Origin of the sequence: Mesorhizobium sophorae (assembly GCF_002270415.1) — a bacterium.
Taxonomy (GTDB): domain Bacteria; phylum Pseudomonadota; class Alphaproteobacteria; order Rhizobiales; family Rhizobiaceae; genus Mesorhizobium; species Mesorhizobium sophorae.
This window is the reverse complement of sequence record NZ_NNRI01000007.1, coordinates 1,507,628-1,524,877: the sequence shown is the minus strand read 5'-3', so window position 1 is coordinate 1,524,877 and position 17,250 is coordinate 1,507,628. Positions and strand designations below refer to the sequence as shown.

The window sequence follows — 17,250 nt, the reverse complement described above, 5'->3', positions numbered from 1 at the left end:
AAAGGGCAACGCTGAACGTGCCTTTCCCAGCACGACGAAATCGTCAGGAGACCGCCATGAAATTTTTTGTCGACACCGCAGACGTCAAGGATATCCGTGAGCTCAACGATCTGGGCCTGCTTGACGGCGTCACCACCAACCCGTCGCTGATCCTGAAATCCGGCGGCAAGATCGCCGAGGTCACCAAGCAGATCTGCGACATCGTCAAGGGTCCGGTCTCGGCTGAAGTCACCGCCACCGAATATTCCGAGATGATGCAGCAGGCCAAGGTTCTGGCCAAGATCGCCGACAATGTCTGCATCAAGGTGCCTCTGACGCTCGACGGCCTGAAGGCCTGCAAGACGATCCGCACCGAGATGAACCGCCTGGTCAACGTCACGCTGTGCTTCTCGGCCAACCAGGCGTTGCTCGCGGCCAAGGCCGGTGCGTCCTTCATCTCGCCCTTCGTTGGCCGCATCGACGACATGGGCGTCGACGGCATGGAGCTGATCCAGGAGATCCGGCAGATCTACGACAATTATGATTTCCAGACCGAGATCCTGGTGGCTTCGGTTCGCACCGTGAACCACGTCAAGCAGGCAGCACTGATCGGCGCCGATGTCGCCACCGTGCCGGCGGCGACGCTGAAGGCACTGGTCAAGCACCCGCTGACCGACAAGGGCCTGGAACAGTTCCTCGCCGACTGGGCAAAGACCGGCCAATCCATTGGCTGAGATGGCGATCGGCTGACATAGCGATCGGCTGAGATCACACCGCTTCCAACAAAAAAAGGCCGGGCAACCGGCCTTTTTTATTGTGCTCCCGAAGACGTCGACAAGGGCGCGCCTGCCGATCAATCGGTGCCGTCATCGTCGGGCGCGCTCATCTGCGGGCGCCGGCCCATGATGATCTCGCGTTTGCCGACATGGTTGGGTGCACCGACCAACCCTTCCTTTTCCATGCGCTCGACCAGCGATGCGGCGCGGTTGTAACCGACACCGAGGCGGCGCTGGATGTAAGACGTCGAGCACTTCTTGTCGCGCACCACCACCTTGACCGCCTCGTCATATATGGAATCATTGTCTTCAGCTGCAACGGATCCCTTGTCGAAGACCGCGCCCTGATCGGCTTCGGCTTCTTCCTCATCCTCGTCGGCTGTCACCGTCTCCAGATATTCGGGGCGACCCTGCGCCTTCAGATGCGCCACGACGTGCTCGACTTCCGCATCGGAAACAAACGGGCCATGCACGCGCGAAATGCGCCCGCCACCCATCATGTGCAGCATGTCGCCCTGGCCAAGCAGCTGTTCGGCGCCCTGTTCGCCCAGGATGGTGCGACTGTCGATCTTGGATGTCACCTGGAAGGAAATCCGGGTCGGGAAGTTGGCCTTGATCGTGCCGGTGATGACATCGACCGAAGGGCGCTGCGTTGCCATGATCAGGTGGATGCCGGCAGCGCGGGCCATCTGCGCCAGACGCTGGATGGCGCCTTCGATCTCCTTGCCGGCAACCATCATCAGGTCGGCCATCTCGTCGACTATGACGACGATATAGGGCATCGGGGCAAGGTCGATTTCCTGCTGCTCGAAAAGCGGCTCGCCGGTGCCTTTTTCGAAGCCGGCCTGCACGGTCATCACGACCGTCTCGCCCTTGTCGCGGGCGGCAGCCGCGCGCTCATTGTAGCCGTCTATGTTGCGCACGCCGAGCCGCGCCATCTTGCGATAGCGGTCCTCCATCTCGCGCACCGCCCATTTGAGCGCGGTGACCGCCTTTTTGGGGTCCGTGACGACAGGGGTCAAAAGATGCGGGATGCCGTCATAGACGGAGAGCTCCAGCATCTTGGGGTCGACCATGATCAGGCGGCACTCTTCCGGCTTCAGCCGGTAGAGCAACGACAGGATCATCGTGTTGATGGCGACCGACTTGCCCGAGCCGGTGGTGCCCGCCACGAGCAGGTGCGGCATCTTCGCCAACTCGGCGATGACAGGCTCGCCGCCGATCGTCTTGCCGAGACAGAGCGCCAGTTTGCAGCTGGTTTTGCGGAAGCCCTCCGATTCGATCAGCTCGCGGAAATAGACCGTTTCGCGCATCTCGTTCGGAAGCTCGATGCCGATGACATTGCGGCCAGGCACGACCGCGACGCGCGCCGAAACCGCCGACATGGAGCGGGCGATGTCATCGGCGAGCCCGATGACACGGGAGGATTTGACACCCGGCGCCGGCTCGAACTCATAGAGCGTGACGACCGGGCCTGGGCGAACATGAATGATCTCGCCGCGCACGCCGAAATCTTCGAGTACGCTTTCCAAAAGATCGGCGTTCTGCTCAAGCCGCTCCTGCGACATGTAGAACCCCTGCCCCTCCGGTGGCTGCTGCAACAACTCTTCGGAGGGGAGCTGATACGAATCCCCCGCCATTGAAGGCACGATTTTGCCGGCCAGAGGCAAGCGTGGGGACGCGGACGCGGCCCGCACGGCGACGTCTCGACTCCGAACGATTGGCACGGCAACGGCATCGCTTGCCGCAGCGGAGATTGCAGCGACCTCAACCTGCAACGGCGCATTGCTCGCCGGCATGTCGGGCTGGGCGACGGCTTGGTTGGAGTTGGACGGCCGGACATCAGGTGACGGCTTCGAGGGCTGGCCTGGAAGCCATTCGATGACACGAAACAGCGAGGTGGCGTCGGAGACCAACGATGTACCGATACCAATTCGCGCAGCCGCGGCCGGCGCCGGCGTGGCCGGGTTGGCAGGTCGGGCCGGGGACGAAACGTCGACTAGGTAGGGTGCCATGACCTCGAAGAAGGCATGATCGGAGAGATGAGGCCAGCGCAGTGTCTCGGGGTTGGCTGTCTTGGCCGCGGCGCTGCCTGCCGGGACGGCGGCCATGCGCACGGATGCTCGTCCCGCTGCGGCGGTCATCGGAGGTACCGACGGCGCACGTCGTGCCTTGTCGTTGGCACGCCCCGGCGCAGCAGACGCTGCAGCCAGCGGCGACGTCCTTGATGCGGCCGGTTCGCTGCTGCCCTGCAACCGGGCTGTTTCCAAATTGCGGCTTTTCACCGAAACCGGCAATGCCAGCAGCGAGGGAGCAAATGGTGCCTTATCAACGATGGGCTGTGTGACGGCCTGTTGCGTTGGGAGCGCGTCTGGAGCGCCCTGTTCGACGACAGGGTCGCTCTGCTGGCGATGCTTCTTGGTCTCGTAGTCAGGCGTGCGCGTAAAACGCACGTTGGGCGCGAGGAAGAAATATTCCTGCCAGGCAGGACTTTCGATGTCGCCGATCTTCGGGGACGCATGGCTCGTCCCCTGGTCAACCCTCGGCTCCATATAGGGCCGCTTGCTACCGCCAAGATCAACAACCCGCGCGGAATAGCCTGTCTGGTGTATGCCGGACTGCCGGCCGTCCTGTCCCTGGTGAGTTGGGCGATCATGGCCGCCTGTCGCGGCTGAAGGAGCTTGCCGACCGGCCCTGCCACTCACGCCCTCGAAACGCTCTACCCCGGGGTCATCGGGCGAAGTTGCCTTCAATGAATTGACCCGGGAAAAACGCTTGGATTCCATTCTCACGACTCGCTCTGAAACACCTGCCGAGCAATAGGGAGCGAGTGGTTAACAGTTGCTTCCCGGCGGCGCGATCGTCGACGATCTTGGGACAGCAATGTCATCGTACCGGTCGCAACGAGCGACCGTCGTCAGGCAGCACTCACGCCGGCGCAATCTGCCTGGGGGAGCCACAAGGAGTGAGGCGCGCTATCTCTGCGGCAATTTCGGCGGTCTGACTTTGGGCGCGCGTGATCAACGTCACCACTGCCCGCCATACCCGCGTTTTGAGGCGGGAGCGTTCGAAACGATGATGCGCTAGCCGGCCGTCTTGCCGTACTTGACCAGGTCCTGGGCGATGGACAGTTGCAGCGCTTCGGCCAGTTCGCGCGCGGCACGGTTCTCGGCGTCGATCTGTGCCCGGTATGCGGCGAATTCCTGACGCGGCCTGTCGAAGGACGAGGTGATCGAACGCCTCCCGGACGCGATCTTTGCCCCGGTCTTGGCATCGCTCAGCGTATAGTTGGCGGTCAGCGTCACGGAACCAGCGGTCGGCTCGTCTTCGTCGGTTCCGACCTGCACGAGTGCCGCGGATTCGACGGCTTCGCCCACGCCGAGAAAGAGCGAATAGGCCGGCGAGGCCGGTTCGCCAGCGCCTCGTCCAAATCCGAAGATCAAATTGTTGCGCACCTGCTGCCCGAAACGCGTGTTGACCGGCTTGATGCCGATCGACGCCAGTTCGGAATTGGCACTGCCGGTCGAGCTGGTCGACAGCGGCGCGCTCGAATAAAGCGGCCGCACCGTGCAGGCCGAGGCCAGCGCAAGCGAGCCGAGCAGGCCGGCAAGCGCCACGCGGCGCAGCAAACGGCCCAGCTCTGTCTTTCGATCAGGCAACGACATTGACGATCCTCTGCGGCACGATGATCACCTTGCGCGGAGCCTTACCTTCGAGTGCTTTCTGCACGAAGTCGAGAGACAGTACCGCTTTTTCGACCGCACCTTGGTCCGCGTCGCGAGCAATTGTCAAATCCCCCCGCTTCTTGCCGTTGACCTGTACCGGATAGGTGACTTCGTTGTCGACGACCAGTGCCGGATCGAAGACCGGCCACGACCGTTCGGCGACCAGATCGGTGCCGCCGAGCGTTTCCCAGCACTCCTCGGCCAGATGCGGCATGACCGGCGCGATCAGATGCACGAGTATCTCCACGGCCTGCCGGCAGGCACTTTTCAGCGCCGCATCGGCCTTGCCTTCGGCCACATCGTTGAGCGGCGTGGTCAGCGCATTGGCCAGTTCGTAGATGCGGGCGATGGCGCGGTTGAAGGCGAGCTTTTCGATATCCTCGCCGACCGCCTTCAGGATCTTGTGCGCAGCTTTCGAAACCACTGCCGCCTCGCCGGCATTGGCCGCCACGGGCTTGATGCCGGCCAGCGTCTCGGCCGCCGTCGACACCAGGCGCCAGATGCGCTGGATGAAGCGATGCGCGCCGGCGGCGCCATCGTCGGTCCATTCGACATCGCGCTCGGGCGGTGAGTCCGACAGCATGAACCAGCGCGCCGTGTCGGCGCCGTAGCCGTCGGTGATGTCTTCCGGGCTCACCGTGTTCTTCTTCGACTTCGACATCTTTTCGAGCGGGCCGATCGTCACCGCCTCGCCGGTGGCGATGTCGATGGCGCGGCGTTTGCCGTCGACGTCCTCCAGCCGCACTTCCGTAGGCGCCAGCCAGCGGCCATTCGACGCCGAGCCGACGCGATAGGTTTCGTGCACCACCATGCCTTGCGTAAACAGGCCCTTGAACGGCTCGGCCAAATCGACATGGCCGGTCTCGCGCATGGCGCGGGTGAAGAAGCGCGAATAGAGCAGATGCAGGATCGCGTGCTCGATGCCGCCAATATACTGGTCGACCGCCAGCCACTCATTGGCTGCCTTGGGATCGGTCGGCTCATACGCTCTGGGCGCCGTGAAGCGCGCGAAATACCACGACGAATCGACGAACGTATCCATCGTGTCGGTTTCACGACGCGCATCCTTGCCACATTGCGGGCATTTGACATGGCGCCAGGTCGGATGGCGGTCGAGCGGATTGCCGGGCCGGTCGAAATCGACATCGTCGGGCAGCCTGACCGGCAGGTCGGCCTTCGGCACCGGCACCACGCCGCAATCCTCGCAATGGATCATCGGGATCGGGCAACCCCAGTAGCGCTGGCGCGAAATGCCCCAGTCGCGCAGGCGGAAATTCACCTTGCGCTCGGCCATCGGCCGGTTGCCGATGGTCTTCTGCTCCAGCAGTCTCGCGACCTCGTCGAACGCCTGATCCGGCTTCATGCCGTCGAGGAAGCGCGAATTGATCATGACGCCGTCGCCGACATAGGCTTCATCGATGATCTGGAAGCTGCCTGGATTCTCGCCTTCCGGCATCACCACCGGGATCACCGGCAGGCCGTATTTGTTGGCGAAGTCGAGGTCGCGCTGGTCGCCGGACGGACAGCCGAAGATAGCGCCGGTACCGTATTCCATCAGCACGAAATTGGCGACATAGACCGGCAGCGTCCAGCTGTCGTCAAACGGATGAACGACGCGGATGCCGGTGTCGAAGCCCTTCTTCTCGGCCGTCTCCAGGGCCGCCACCGAAGTGCCCATATGGCGGACCTGGTCGATGAACTTGGCCAGCGCCGGATTGGTCTCGGCAGCCTTCCTGGCCAGCGGGTGATCGGCGGCGACAGCCATGAAGGAGGCGCCGAAAATGGTGTCGGGCCTTGTCGTATAGACTTCCAACTCATGCTCGCCGCCGATGGCGTCGGCCAGCGGCCAGCGAATCAGCAGGCCCTCGGAGCGGCCGATCCAGTTCTGCTGCATCAGCTTCACTTTTTCCGGCCATTCGGTGAGGCCGTCGAGCGAATCCAGCAGATCCTGCGCGAAATCGGTGATCCTGAAGAACCACTGCGTCAGTTCGCGCTGTTCGACCAGCGCCCCCGAACGCCAGCCGCGTCCGTCGATGACCTGCTCGTTGGCGAGAACGGTCATGTCCTCCGGATCCCAGTTGACCTTGGAGGATTTGCGCGTCACCAGCCCCTTCTCGACGAAATCGAGGAACAGCATCTGCTGACGGTGGTAGTAGTCGACATCGCAGGTGGCGAATTCGCGCGCCCAGTCCAGCGACAGGCCCATGACCTTGAGCTGCTCGCGCATGGTGGCGATGTTCTGGTAGGTCCATTCCTTGGGATGGACCTTGTTCTGCATCGCCGCGTTCTCGGCCGGCATGCCGAAGGCGTCCCAGCCCATCGGGTGCAGCACGTTGAAGCCCTTGGCCCGCTTGTAGCGCGCCACCACGTCACCCATCGTGTAGTTGCGGGTGTGGCCGATGTGGATGCGCCCCGACGGATAGGGGAACATTTCCAGCACGTAGTATTTCGGGCGCGGATCGTCATTGTGCGCTTCGAAAAGCTTCCTGGCGTCCCAGGCCTTCTGCCATTTGGGCTCTGACGCGCGCGGATTGTATCGTTCGGTTGCCATGGGACGTTTTTCACTTAAAAGCATGCGGACTGCGGGCGACAGCTCGGCAGTTCATTGGATATGGTCCGGGTGTTCACCATGGTTTGGCAAACCCGTCAACCATATGGGTCTCGCGTCGGTCAAAAACGCGGATCAAAACAGCGGGATTTGCATATGGGTGACGCCGTTCAGCAGTTTTTCGTGGTCAAGGCCAAGATCGCCGCCGCCGAGCGCGAAGCCGGCCGCGATCCTGGCGCGGTAACGCTGGTCGCGGTTTCCAAGACGTTTGACGCCGCTGACATAAGCCCGGTCATCGAGGCCGGCCAGCGCGTCTTCGGCGAAAACCGCGTGCAGGAGGCGCAAGGCAAATGGCCGGCGCTGAAGGAGACTTTTGCCGACATCGAGCTGCATCTGATCGGTCCGCTGCAGTCGAACAAGGCAAAGGAGGCGGTGGCGCTGTTCGATGTCATCGAGACGGTCGATCGCGACAAGATCGCCGTCGAACTCGCCAGGGAGATCGCCAGGCAGGGCCGCGCGCCGAAGCTCTATGTCCAGGTCAACACCGGCTCCGAGCCGCAGAAGGCCGGCATCGAACCGCGCGATGCGGTCGCCTTCGTCACCCGCTGCCGTGGTGTCCACGGCCTCGCCATCGAAGGCCTGATGTGCATTCCGCCGGCCGACGAGAACCCAGGTCCTCACTTCGCCTTGCTGGAGAAGCTAGCGCATGAGGCCTGCGTCGCCAAACTGTCGATGGGCATGTCCGGCGACTACGAGACGGCGGTCGCCTTCGGCGCCACCAGCGTCCGGGTCGGATCGGCGATCTTCGGCAGCCGCTGACACCGCGGACTTTGGGCCAATCTGGCAGCCTCGTTGTGCCAAGACTGGAAACGAAACGTATCGTTCCTATTTGCTTGGTGTCATCACCATTCTCCTGGAGCCTCCACTATGCGTTACAACCAGCTTGGAAATACGGGGATGTTCGTCTCCGAACTTTGCCTCGGCACCATGACCTTCGGCGCCGCCGGCGAAAACGCCCAATGGGGCCTGATCGCCAGCCTCGACCAGAAGGGCGTCAACGAGATCGTTGCGCGCTCGCTCGCCGCCGGCGTCAATTTCTTCGATACGGCCGACGTCTACTCGTTTGGCGAGTCCGAGCGGCTGCTCGGCCAGTCGCTGAGGGATCTCGGCGTCGACAGGCAGAAAGTGGTCATCGCCACCAAGGTGCATGGCGCCATGGGTGACGGTCCTAACCAGCGTGGCTCGTCACGCGGCCACATCATGGATTCGGTCGATGCCAGCCTCGAGCGGCTTCAACTCGACCATATCGACCTCTATCAGTTGCACGGCACCGACATGGTGACGCCGATCGACGAGACGCTGCGGGCGCTCGACGATCTGGTTGCCCGCGGCAAGGTCCGCTATGTCGGCGTTTCCAACTGGCAGGCCTGGCGCATCGCCAAGGCGCTCGGCATCGCCGACCGCAAGGGCTTTGCCCGTTTCGAGACCATCCAGTCCTATTATTCGATCGCCGGACGCGATCTCGAGCGCGAAATCGTGCCGCTCATCAATGAGGAAAAGCTTGGCCTGATGGTATGGTCGCCGATGGCCGGAGGCTTGCTGTCCGGCAAATACGGCCCAGGCGCGCCCGGCAATGGCGAGGGCCGTCGTGCCTCCCTCAACTTTCCGCCGGTCAACGAGGAGCGCGCCTGGGCGGCCGTCGCCGTCATGCGCGAGATCGCCAAAAAGCACGATGTGAACGTTGCCACTGTGGCGCTCGGCTATGTCCTGGCCAAGCCCTTCGTGATGAGCGTCATCATCGGCGCCAGCCGCATGGAGCAGCTCGAACAGAACCTTGCCGCCACCCAGTTGAAGCTCGACGCCGACGATCTTGTCCGCCTCGATGAGGTCAGCGCCCTGCCGGCCGAATATCCTGGCTGGATGGTGGAGCGCCAGGCAGCCGGCCGCCGCCCGGCGCCGTTCACGCCGAAAGCCTAGCCGCCACCAGCGCAGACATCTCGGGAGCCCATGGGCTCCCGAGAGCCGCCTCGCCTCAGGTCAGCCGCACGCTCTCGCCAAGAAAATCGAGAAAGGCGCGCACCCGCGCCGGCAGATGCCGGCCGTGGCCGACATAGACGGCGTGGGTGACCTCCTCGTCGCCCGGATTGAAATCCTCGAGCAACCGCACCAGCCGGCCGGCCCCGATATCGGCTGCCACGTGCCAGCGCGCCAGCCGGGCAATGCCCGCGCCCGCCAGCGCCATCAGCCGCATTGCCTCGCCGTCGCTGACCAGCGTGTTGCCGGTGATCGAAACCATGATGGGATTGCCAGCCGCGTCACGAAACGGCCAGCCATCGACATGCCGCACGAAACCGAAGCCCATGCGGTTGTGCCTGTCGAGATCGGCCGGTGTTAGAGGCGTGCCATGCGTCTGGAGGTAGGAAGATGCTGCAACGACCGCCACCGGGCTTTGCCCGAGCTTGCGCGCCACCAGCCGTGATTCGCCGAGCGGCCCGGCGCGGATGGCGACATCGGCGCGTTCCGCCATCAGGTCGATGACACTGTCGGTCAGCATCAGATCGACCGAAATCTCGGGGTAACGTTCAAGGAAGCGTGGCAGGAGCGGGATCAGCCGATGCACCCCGAAGGGAACGTAGGAGTTGACGCGCAGCCGTCCGCGTGGCGCCGCCCCTGCCGCGGCTTCCTGCTCGGCCGCCGACATGTCGGCCAGGATGCGCTGACCGCTGTCGTAGAACGCGGTGCCTTCCGGTGTCAGTTGCAGTTTTCGCGTCGAACGGCTGACCAGCCGCGCGCCAAGCCGAGCCTCCAGCCGCGCGATCAGCTTGCTGACCGCCGACGGCGTCATGCGCAACGCGCGTGCCGCGGAAGAGAAACTACCTTCCTCGACGACGCGCACGAACACTTCGATCTCGCCGGAGCGATTGATGTCGGGCCTGGCCATCTGTGAATCTATTTCACAGAAAATGTGCCCGGCGCAAGTCTGGTTCACAATGCATGGCGACACAATCTTTCGGGTCGGGGCGCGGGACGGCGCTCTTCCTCATCGAAGTGGAAATCGCCATGCCTCTTGCTCTTTACGCCCTCGCCGCCGGCGCCTTCGGCATTGGCGTCACCGAATTCGTCATCATGGGCCTGCTGCTCGACGTCAGCAAGGATCTCGGCGTCTCGATCTCAGCCGCCGGCCAGCTCATTTCGGGCTATGCGCTCGGCGTCGTCATCGGCGCGCCCCTGCTGACCATCGCCACCGGCAACTGGCCGCGCAAGACCGTGCTTCTGGCGCTGATGGCGATCTTCACGCTTGGCAATCTCGCCTGTGCGCTAGCGCCCGACTATTGGACGCTGATGGGCGCCCGCGTCATCACCGCTTTTGCCCATGGCACCTTCTTCGGTGTCGGTTCGGTGGTCGCCACCGGGCTGGTCGCGCCCAACAAGAAGGCCTCGGCGATCGCACTGATGTTCACCGGCCTGACCATCGCCAACATCCTCGGCGTGCCCTTCGGCACCTGGCTCGGCCAGGCCTTTGGCTGGCGGGCGACCTTCTGGGCGGTAACCGTGGTTGGCCTGGCGGCCTTCGCCGTCATCTTGGCTCTGGTGCCACGCAGCCAGACGGCGCCCGAGAAGAGCGACCTGCGCGCCGATCTCGCCGTACTGCGCCGCACGCCCGTGCTGCTCGGCCTCGCCACCACCGTGCTCGGCTATGCCGGCGTCTTCGCCGTCTTCACCTACATCGCCCCGTTGCTGACGCAGATCAGCGGTTTTGGCGAAGCCGCCGTGTCGCCGATCCTGCTCGTCTTCGGTGGCGGTCTCATCGCCGGCAATCTCGCCGGCGGCAAGATCGCCGATCGCTGGCTGGTGCCGGCCGTGCTGGGCAGCCTCGTGGTGCTGGCCCTGGTGCTCGCAACCATGACCTTCGCCATCCACAGCCAGGTAATGGCCGTGATCTATGTCGGCCTGCTGGGTGCCGCCGCTTTCGGCACCGTGGCGCCGCTGCAGATGTGGGTGCTGGAAAAGGCGCAAGGTGCGGGCCAAAGCCTTGCTTCGTCCTTCAACATCGCCGCCTTCAATCTCGGCAACGCCGCCGGCGCCTGGCTTGGCGGCGCGGTGATCGCCCAGGGCCTCGGCTTGGGTTCGCTCACCTGGATCGCCGCCCTGCTGCCGCTCACCGCACTCGCCGTGGCGGGTCTGGCACTGCGTCTCGATCGCAGCCCTACGATCGGCGAGCCTGTCTCGGTCCGCTCGTAACGCCGGCAAAACCGGATCGCCTTCGACATCCCTTTCCAAACCACCAGGAGCCACGAAAATGAACTATCGACGTCTCGGTGCATCGGGCTTGAAAGTGCCCGCACTCTCATTTGGCGCGGGAACCTTTGGCGGCTCCGGCCCGCTGTTCGGCGCCTGGGGCAACAGCGACGCCAGGGAAGCGCGGCGGCTGGTCGACATCTGCCTCGAAGCCGGCGTCAATCTGTTCGACACCGCTGACGTCTACTCGAACGGCGCGTCGGAAGAAGTGCTTGGTGAGGCGATAAAGGGCCGCCGCGATGCCGTGCTGATCTCGACCAAGACCTCGCTGCCGATGGGCGACGGCCCGGCCGACTACGGCTCGTCGCGTTCGCGGCTGATCAAATCCGTGGACGACGCGCTGCGGCGGCTCGGCACCGATTACATCGACCTGCTGCAGCTGCATGCCTTCGATGCCGGCACGCCGATCGAGGAGGTGCTGTCGACTCTGGACGAGCTGGTGCGCTCCGGCAAGCTTCGCTATGTCGGCGTCTCCAATTTCTCCGGCTGGCAAGTGATGAAGTCGCTGGCGCAAGCCGACAGGCACGGCTATCCGCGCTATGTCGCGCACCAGGTCTACTACTCGCTGGTCGGCCGCGACTATGAGTGGGAGCTGATGCCGCTCGGCCTCGACCAGGGCGTCGGCGCGCTGGTGTGGAGCCCGCTCGGCTGGGGCCGCCTGACCGGCAAGATCCGCCGGGGAGCAAAACTGCCGGAAAAGAGCCGGCTGCACGACACCGCCAGCTTCGGCCCACCGGTCGAGGACGAGCATCTCTACCGGGTCATGGATGCCCTTGACGCGGTGGCCGAAGAAACCGGCAGGACGGTGCCGCAGATCGCCATCAACTGGCTGCTGCAGCGCCCGACCGTGTCCTCGGTCATCATCGGCGCCCGCAACGAAGAACAGCTGCGCCAAAATCTCGGCGCCATCGGCTGGACCTTGACGCCGGAGCAGATCGGGAAACTCGACGCGGCCAGCGAAGTCACCGCGCCCTACCCATATTTCCCCTATCGCCGCCAGGAAGGTTTCGCCCGGCTGAACCCGCCGGCGGTTTAACACATAACCGTTCGGGATCGGGGTGTGTCGAGATTCAGGTCAGGCCGAGTCGAGAATGGTGGCTTCCGAGAACCGAAGCGGAGCGTACTTAAAGTACGTGAGCACCGGAAGCGCAGGAAACCGCCATTCGCAGGCCGGCCTCACCTGAATATCGGCACACCCTAATGCAGCACGAACTCGCCGTCGACTTTGCGCCATTCGTTCGGCGCGATCAGCTTCTGATGCGTGTAGACAACCGAATGCAGGGGGCCGTCGAGCCTCGTCTTCCAGAATTCGATGAAGCGGATCAGCACCGGAAACTTCGGAGCGATGTCGTAGTCCTGCCAGATGTAGCTCTGCAGCAGATGCGGATGATCGGGAAAATGGTAAAGAATCTTGGCCGTGGTCAGGCCATATCCCCTAAGCATCAGGTCCATTTCGGAATGGTCTTGCATTGCAGTCCCCCTTGGACGGTCCCTTGGTTGAGTCTCCGTTCCTCCCAACGCTGGATTGTGCGCGCCGTTGCTTAACTGTCTATTGATTTTTCCTGATCAAGAACGGGTTTTCCGCGCGAAAACATGCAGTTAGCAGCGGCATCGCCTGAGTGCTGACAGTCGGCGCAAGTCTGTCTGCGGCATCCCGCCGCGCAAACCCAATGTCTAATATTGCCGTAACGGAGGAACTGGTAATAATGCCGCCGAATTCGCGGCCGCGTCGCCGCGATCCCGCCGGCGTTTCAAGCCGGCGGATTGGTTCGGGAGGAAAGTGAAGAATGTCCGAGGTTCATGTCCATCGCGTCCAGCCGGCGTGGAAGAAAAACGCACTGATCGACAATGACACCTACCTGAAATGGTATGCCGACAGCGTCAAGAACCCGGACAAGTTCTGGGGCAAGCATGGCAAGCGCATCGACTGGTTCAAGCCCTTCAGCAAGGTCAAGAACACCTCCTTCGATGGCAAGGTCTCGATCAAGTGGTTCGAGGATGGCCTGACCAACGTCTCGTACAACTGCATCGACCGCCACCTGAAGAAGCGCGGCGACCAGACCGCCATCATCTGGGAAGGCGACAATCCCTACGACGACAAGAAGATCACCTATAACGAGCTTTACGAGCATGTCTGCCGGCTCGCCAATGTGATGAAGAAGCACGGCGTCAAGAAGGGCGACCGCGTCACCATCTACATGCCGATGATCCCGGAAGCGGCGTATGCGATGCTTGCCTGCACGCGCATCGGCGCCATCCACTCGATCGTCTTCGGCGGCTTTTCGCCCGACGCGCTCGCCGGCCGCATCGTCGACTGCGAATCGACCTTCGTCATCACCGCCGACGAAGGCCTGCGCGGCGGCAAGGCCATCCCGCTGAAGGAGAACACCGACAAGGCGATCGATATCGCCGCCAAGAATTTCGTCATGGTCAACAAGGTTGTCGTCGTGCGCCGCACTGGCGGGAAGGTCGGCTGGGCGCCGGGCCGCGACGTCTGGTACCACGACGAAGTCGCTTCGGTGAAAGCCGAATGCAAGCCTGAGAAGATGAAGGCCGAGGATCCGCTGTTCATCCTCTACACCTCGGGCTCGACCGGCAAGCCGAAGGGCGTGCTCCACACCACCGCCGGCTATCTCGTCTATGCCTCGATGACGCACCAATATGTCTTCGATTACCATGACGGCGACATCTACTGGTGCACCGCCGATGTCGGCTGGGTCACCGGCCACAGCTATATCGTCTACGGGCCGCTTGCCAACGGCGCCACCACGCTGATGTTCGAGGGCGTGCCGAACTATCCGTCGCAGTCGCGCTTCTGGGAAGTCATCGACAAGCACAAGGTCAACATCTTCTACACCGCGCCGACCGCATTGCGCGCGCTGATGGGCGCCGGCGATGCGCATGTCACCAGGACATCGCGCGAGTCGCTGCGCGTGCTGGGTTCGGTCGGCGAGCCGATCAATCCGGAAGCCTGGGAGTGGTATTTCAACGTCGTCGGCAACGGCAAGGTGCCGATCGTCGACACCTGGTGGCAGACCGAGACCGGCGGCATCCTGATCACCCCGCTGCCCGGCGCCACCGACCTCAAGGCAGGTTCGGCCACGCGGCCCTTCTTCGGCATCAAGCCGCAGCTGGTCGACGGCGAGGGCAAGGTGCTGGAGGGCGCGGCTGACGGCAATCTGTGCATCACCGATTCCTGGCCGGGCCAGATGCGCACCGTCTATGGCGACCACGACCGCTTCGTGCAGACCTATTTCTCGACCTACAAGGGCAAGTACTTCACCGGCGACGGCTGCCGCCGCGACGCCGACGGCTACTACTGGATCACCGGCCGCGTCGACGACGTCCTCAACGTCTCCGGCCACCGCATGGGCACGGCGGAAGTCGAATCCGCACTGGTCAGTCACGACAAGGTTTCGGAAGCGGCCGTCGTCGGCTACCCCCACGACATCAAGGGCCAGGGCATCTACTGCTATGTCACGCTGATGGCCGGCGAACAGCCTGGCGAGGAATTGCGCAAGGAGTTGATTGCCCATGTCCGCAAGGAGATCGGCGCCATCGCTTCGCCCGACAAGGTCCAGTTCGCTCCCGGCCTGCCCAAGACACGCTCGGGCAAGATCATGCGCCGCATCCTGCGCAAGATCGCCGAGGACGATTTTTCGGCCCTCGGCGACACCTCGACACTCGCCGATCCGGCCGTCGTCGAGGACCTGATCGCCAACCGGCAGAACAAGAAAAGCTGATGCAATCGACAGTCGCGGTGGGTTCGGTCATCGAGCTTTGGCGCTACCCGGCGAGTTCGCTCGCCGGCGAGCGCCTGGACGCGATTACGGTGGATCAGGAAAGCATCGACGGCGACCGCATGTTCGGTCTCGTCGATGCCACCGACAACGAAATCGCGCGACCCGACCGCGATGGGAAATGGCACAAGGTGCCGCGCATCAGGACCCGGTTGTCGCTAACCCGTGAACTGGAGGTTGCCATTCCCGACGGCGACTGGCTGGCGGCGCCAGGAGCCGAAAGCGATCGCGCCGTTTCCGCCTATCTTGGCTTCGCGGCCTCGATCCGGCCGTTTCGGAGGGAACGCGCGGCGCCTGGCTATTCCGGACCGCTGACCGCCGAGCGTTACCGCAAGGCCCCGATCCACCTTTTGACCACGGCTTCGCTGGCACGGCTGAAGGCATTGCACCCCGAAGGCGTGCCCGATCCGCGACGCTTCCGCCCCAACATCGTCGTCGACATGGCGCCGGTCGAAGGATCGTTCCCGGAGACGGAATGGATCGGCCGCAAGCTGGCGATCGGCGATCTGCACTTGACCATCTCCGAGCCGTGCCGCCGCTGCGGCTTCACCATCATTGCCCAGGATGATTTCGACCACGACCCGGCCATCCTGCGCAATCTGGTCCGCCACAACGCGCACAATCTCGGCGTCTACTGCACGATCGATCGACCGGCCCGCGTCGAAATCGGCGCGGCGATGCGATTCGTCTGATCACCGGTAAAGATCCGCCCGCGTCGGCGGCAAGCCGCTCGATCCCCGCGCACGCTTGGTGACGACGGTCTGGAAAATCTGCGCCGAGGCGCGTTCGAAGGTGATCGAACAGCCTGTCAGGTAAAGCAGCCACAGGCGGGCCTTGGCTTCGCCGACCTCGGCGATCGCCTCATCGAACCTTGCGTGCAGACGTTCCGCCCAAAGCCTGCAGGTGCGGGCATAGTGTTCGCGCAGGTTTTCGACGTCGTGGACGAGAAATCCATGCGCCTCGAGATTGCCGAGCGTCATGCCTATGGTGTCGACCTCACCGCCGGGAAATATGTATTTGATCAGCGCCTTATATTCGGCGCCCTTGCGCAGCGTCTTCTTCGGGCTGCCCTTGCCGCGCCGGGTGATGGCGTGGTGCAAATAGATGCCGCCTGGCTTGAGCAAGCGATGGATGGTCGAGAAATAGGTGCCGTGGTTGGCGAGGCCGACGGCCTCGAACATGCCGATCGACGAGATCTTGTCGTAGCTGCCGCTCAGTTCCGTATAGGATTTTATGTCGATGGTGATCCGATCATCGAGACCCTCGGCGCGGATGCGCTCGCGCGCCAGTCGGGTCTGCTCCTCCGACAACGAGACCCCATGGCCGATGGCGCCATAGTGCTTGGCGGCATGGATCAGCATCGCGCCCCAACCGCAGCCGATGTCGAGCAGCCGGTCGCCGGGCTTCATCCTCAGTTTACGGCAGATATGGTCGAGCTTGTCTTGCTGCGCCTGGTCGATGCCGTTGGCGAAATCGGTGAAATAGGCGCAGGTGTAGACCATGCGTTCATCGAGGAAGAGCCCGTAGAACCCGTTCGAAATATCGTAATGATGCTCGATCGCCTGCTTGTTCGAACCGCTGACGAAGGGGTTGCGGCCGGCAAGATCGGCCCGGCGCGTCATCTGCCTTCGCGAGAACAGGACGGCGGGCAGATCGCGCAGGATCGCCAGCTTCGGCAACGCCTTCAACCTCAGCTTGCCCTGTGAGGGCAAGGCGTAGAGATCGAACAGCGACCCGTCCTCCACGTCGATCGTCTTGGAAATCCACATCTCGAGCAGCGTCGAAAAATTTGGCCGGCGCGCCAGTTGCCAGACGATGTCCTGGTCGTTGATGGCCAACACCGGACCGTCGGCGGGACCGATCCGCTCGCCGGTCCACAATCTGACGGCAAAGCCCGGCTTCAGCGCCTCGATCACCGTGCGAACGATGCGCGCAGCTCTTTCCGTGGCGTCCATGCTTCCTCCCCGAAGCCAAGAGCGCCAATGTTGTCCGTTTGCCCTCGGATCGCAAGCCACCCCGTTTGGTCAGCCCATCTGGCCAGCCCGTCTGGCAAGCATGTCCGGAAAGACACACACCCGGCTTTTTGAGGGTGACGCCTTGCCATTTGCCAAATCAGACCCCAT

At 63.3% G+C, this 17,250-nt stretch carries 13 protein-coding genes; 7 read left to right on the top strand and 6 right to left on the bottom strand.

The genetic code is table 11. The features are described 5' to 3' along the window. Window positions 1-56: 56 nt before the first annotated feature. Window positions 57-713, top strand: a complete 657-nt coding sequence (gene fsa, locus CGZ66_RS11830; protein ID WP_095084171.1) for a fructose-6-phosphate aldolase — start codon at window positions 57-59, stop codon at window positions 711-713. A gap of 119 nt (window positions 714-832) precedes the next feature. On the opposite strand, the gene CGZ66_RS11825 is transcribed toward fsa, so the two are convergent. From CGZ66_RS11825 to leuS, 3 genes are all read right to left on the bottom strand, one after another. Beyond that, window positions 833-3,541 carry a DNA translocase FtsK gene (locus CGZ66_RS11825; protein WP_095084170.1) on the bottom strand — a complete coding sequence of 903 codons (2,709 nt, stop codon included), beginning with the start codon at window positions 3,539-3,541 and terminating at the stop codon, window positions 833-835. 297 nt (window positions 3,542-3,838) lie between these two features. Then, window positions 3,839-4,420: an LPS assembly lipoprotein LptE gene (gene lptE, locus CGZ66_RS11820; RefSeq protein WP_095084169.1), complete on the bottom strand. Its 582-nt coding sequence runs from the start codon at window positions 4,418-4,420 to the stop codon at window positions 3,839-3,841. Beyond that, window positions 4,407-7,031 (bottom strand): leucine--tRNA ligase, encoded by a 2,625-nt coding sequence (leuS, locus tag CGZ66_RS11815; RefSeq protein WP_095084168.1) that lies wholly within the window; start codon window positions 7,029-7,031, stop codon window positions 4,407-4,409. Before leuS ends, lptE begins: the two co-directional genes overlap by 14 nt. Window positions 7,032-7,184: 153 nt before the next feature. On the opposite strand from leuS, the gene CGZ66_RS11810 reads away from it, so the two are divergent. Continuing rightward, complete coding sequence (locus tag CGZ66_RS11810; RefSeq protein ID WP_095084167.1) at window positions 7,185-7,847, top strand: YggS family pyridoxal phosphate-dependent enzyme; 663 nt, start codon at window positions 7,185-7,187, stop codon at window positions 7,845-7,847. A 108-nt stretch (window positions 7,848-7,955) separates the two neighbouring features. After that, on the top strand, window positions 7,956-9,005 hold the full coding sequence (locus tag CGZ66_RS11805; protein WP_095084166.1) for an aldo/keto reductase: 1,050 nt from the start codon (window positions 7,956-7,958) through the stop codon (window positions 9,003-9,005). A gap of 55 nt (window positions 9,006-9,060) precedes the next feature. On the opposite strand, the gene CGZ66_RS11800 is transcribed toward CGZ66_RS11805, so the two are convergent. Next, complete coding sequence (locus CGZ66_RS11800; RefSeq protein WP_095084165.1) at window positions 9,061-9,969, bottom strand: LysR family transcriptional regulator; 909 nt, start codon at window positions 9,967-9,969, stop codon at window positions 9,061-9,063. 119 nt (window positions 9,970-10,088) lie between these two features. Between CGZ66_RS11800 and CGZ66_RS11795 the strand changes: the two genes are divergently transcribed. Together CGZ66_RS11795 and CGZ66_RS11790 are read left to right on the top strand one after the other, a co-directional pair. After that, window positions 10,089-11,270, top strand: a complete 1,182-nt coding sequence (locus CGZ66_RS11795) for an MFS transporter (RefSeq protein ID WP_095084418.1) — start codon at window positions 10,089-10,091, stop codon at window positions 11,268-11,270. 58 nt (window positions 11,271-11,328) lie between these two features. After that, window positions 11,329-12,363, top strand: a complete 1,035-nt coding sequence (locus CGZ66_RS11790; RefSeq protein WP_095084164.1) for an aldo/keto reductase — start codon at window positions 11,329-11,331, stop codon at window positions 12,361-12,363. A gap of 161 nt (window positions 12,364-12,524) precedes the next feature. Here the strand turns inward: CGZ66_RS11790 and CGZ66_RS11785 are convergent, their stop codons facing one another. After that, window positions 12,525-12,797: an usg protein gene (locus tag CGZ66_RS11785; protein WP_095084163.1), complete on the bottom strand. Its 273-nt coding sequence runs from the start codon at window positions 12,795-12,797 to the stop codon at window positions 12,525-12,527. A 317-nt stretch (window positions 12,798-13,114) separates the two neighbouring features. Here CGZ66_RS11785 and acs point away from each other — a divergent pair, with 317 nt between their 5' ends. Further along, complete coding sequence (gene acs / locus CGZ66_RS11780; protein ID WP_095084162.1) at window positions 13,115-15,070, top strand: acetate--CoA ligase; 1,956 nt, start codon at window positions 13,115-13,117, stop codon at window positions 15,068-15,070. Further along, window positions 15,070-15,819, top strand: coding sequence for an MOSC domain-containing protein (locus tag CGZ66_RS11775; protein ID WP_095084161.1), 750 nt, complete (start codon window positions 15,070-15,072; stop codon window positions 15,817-15,819). Before acs ends, CGZ66_RS11775 begins: the two co-directional genes overlap by 1 nt. Here the strand turns inward: CGZ66_RS11775 and CGZ66_RS11770 are convergent, their stop codons facing one another. Further along, the gene (locus CGZ66_RS11770; protein WP_095084160.1) at window positions 15,820-17,082 is read right to left on the bottom strand and encodes an SAM-dependent methyltransferase; all 1,263 of its coding nucleotides are present in this window, start codon (window positions 17,080-17,082) and stop codon (window positions 15,820-15,822) included. Between the last annotated feature and the right edge of the window lie 168 nt (window positions 17,083-17,250).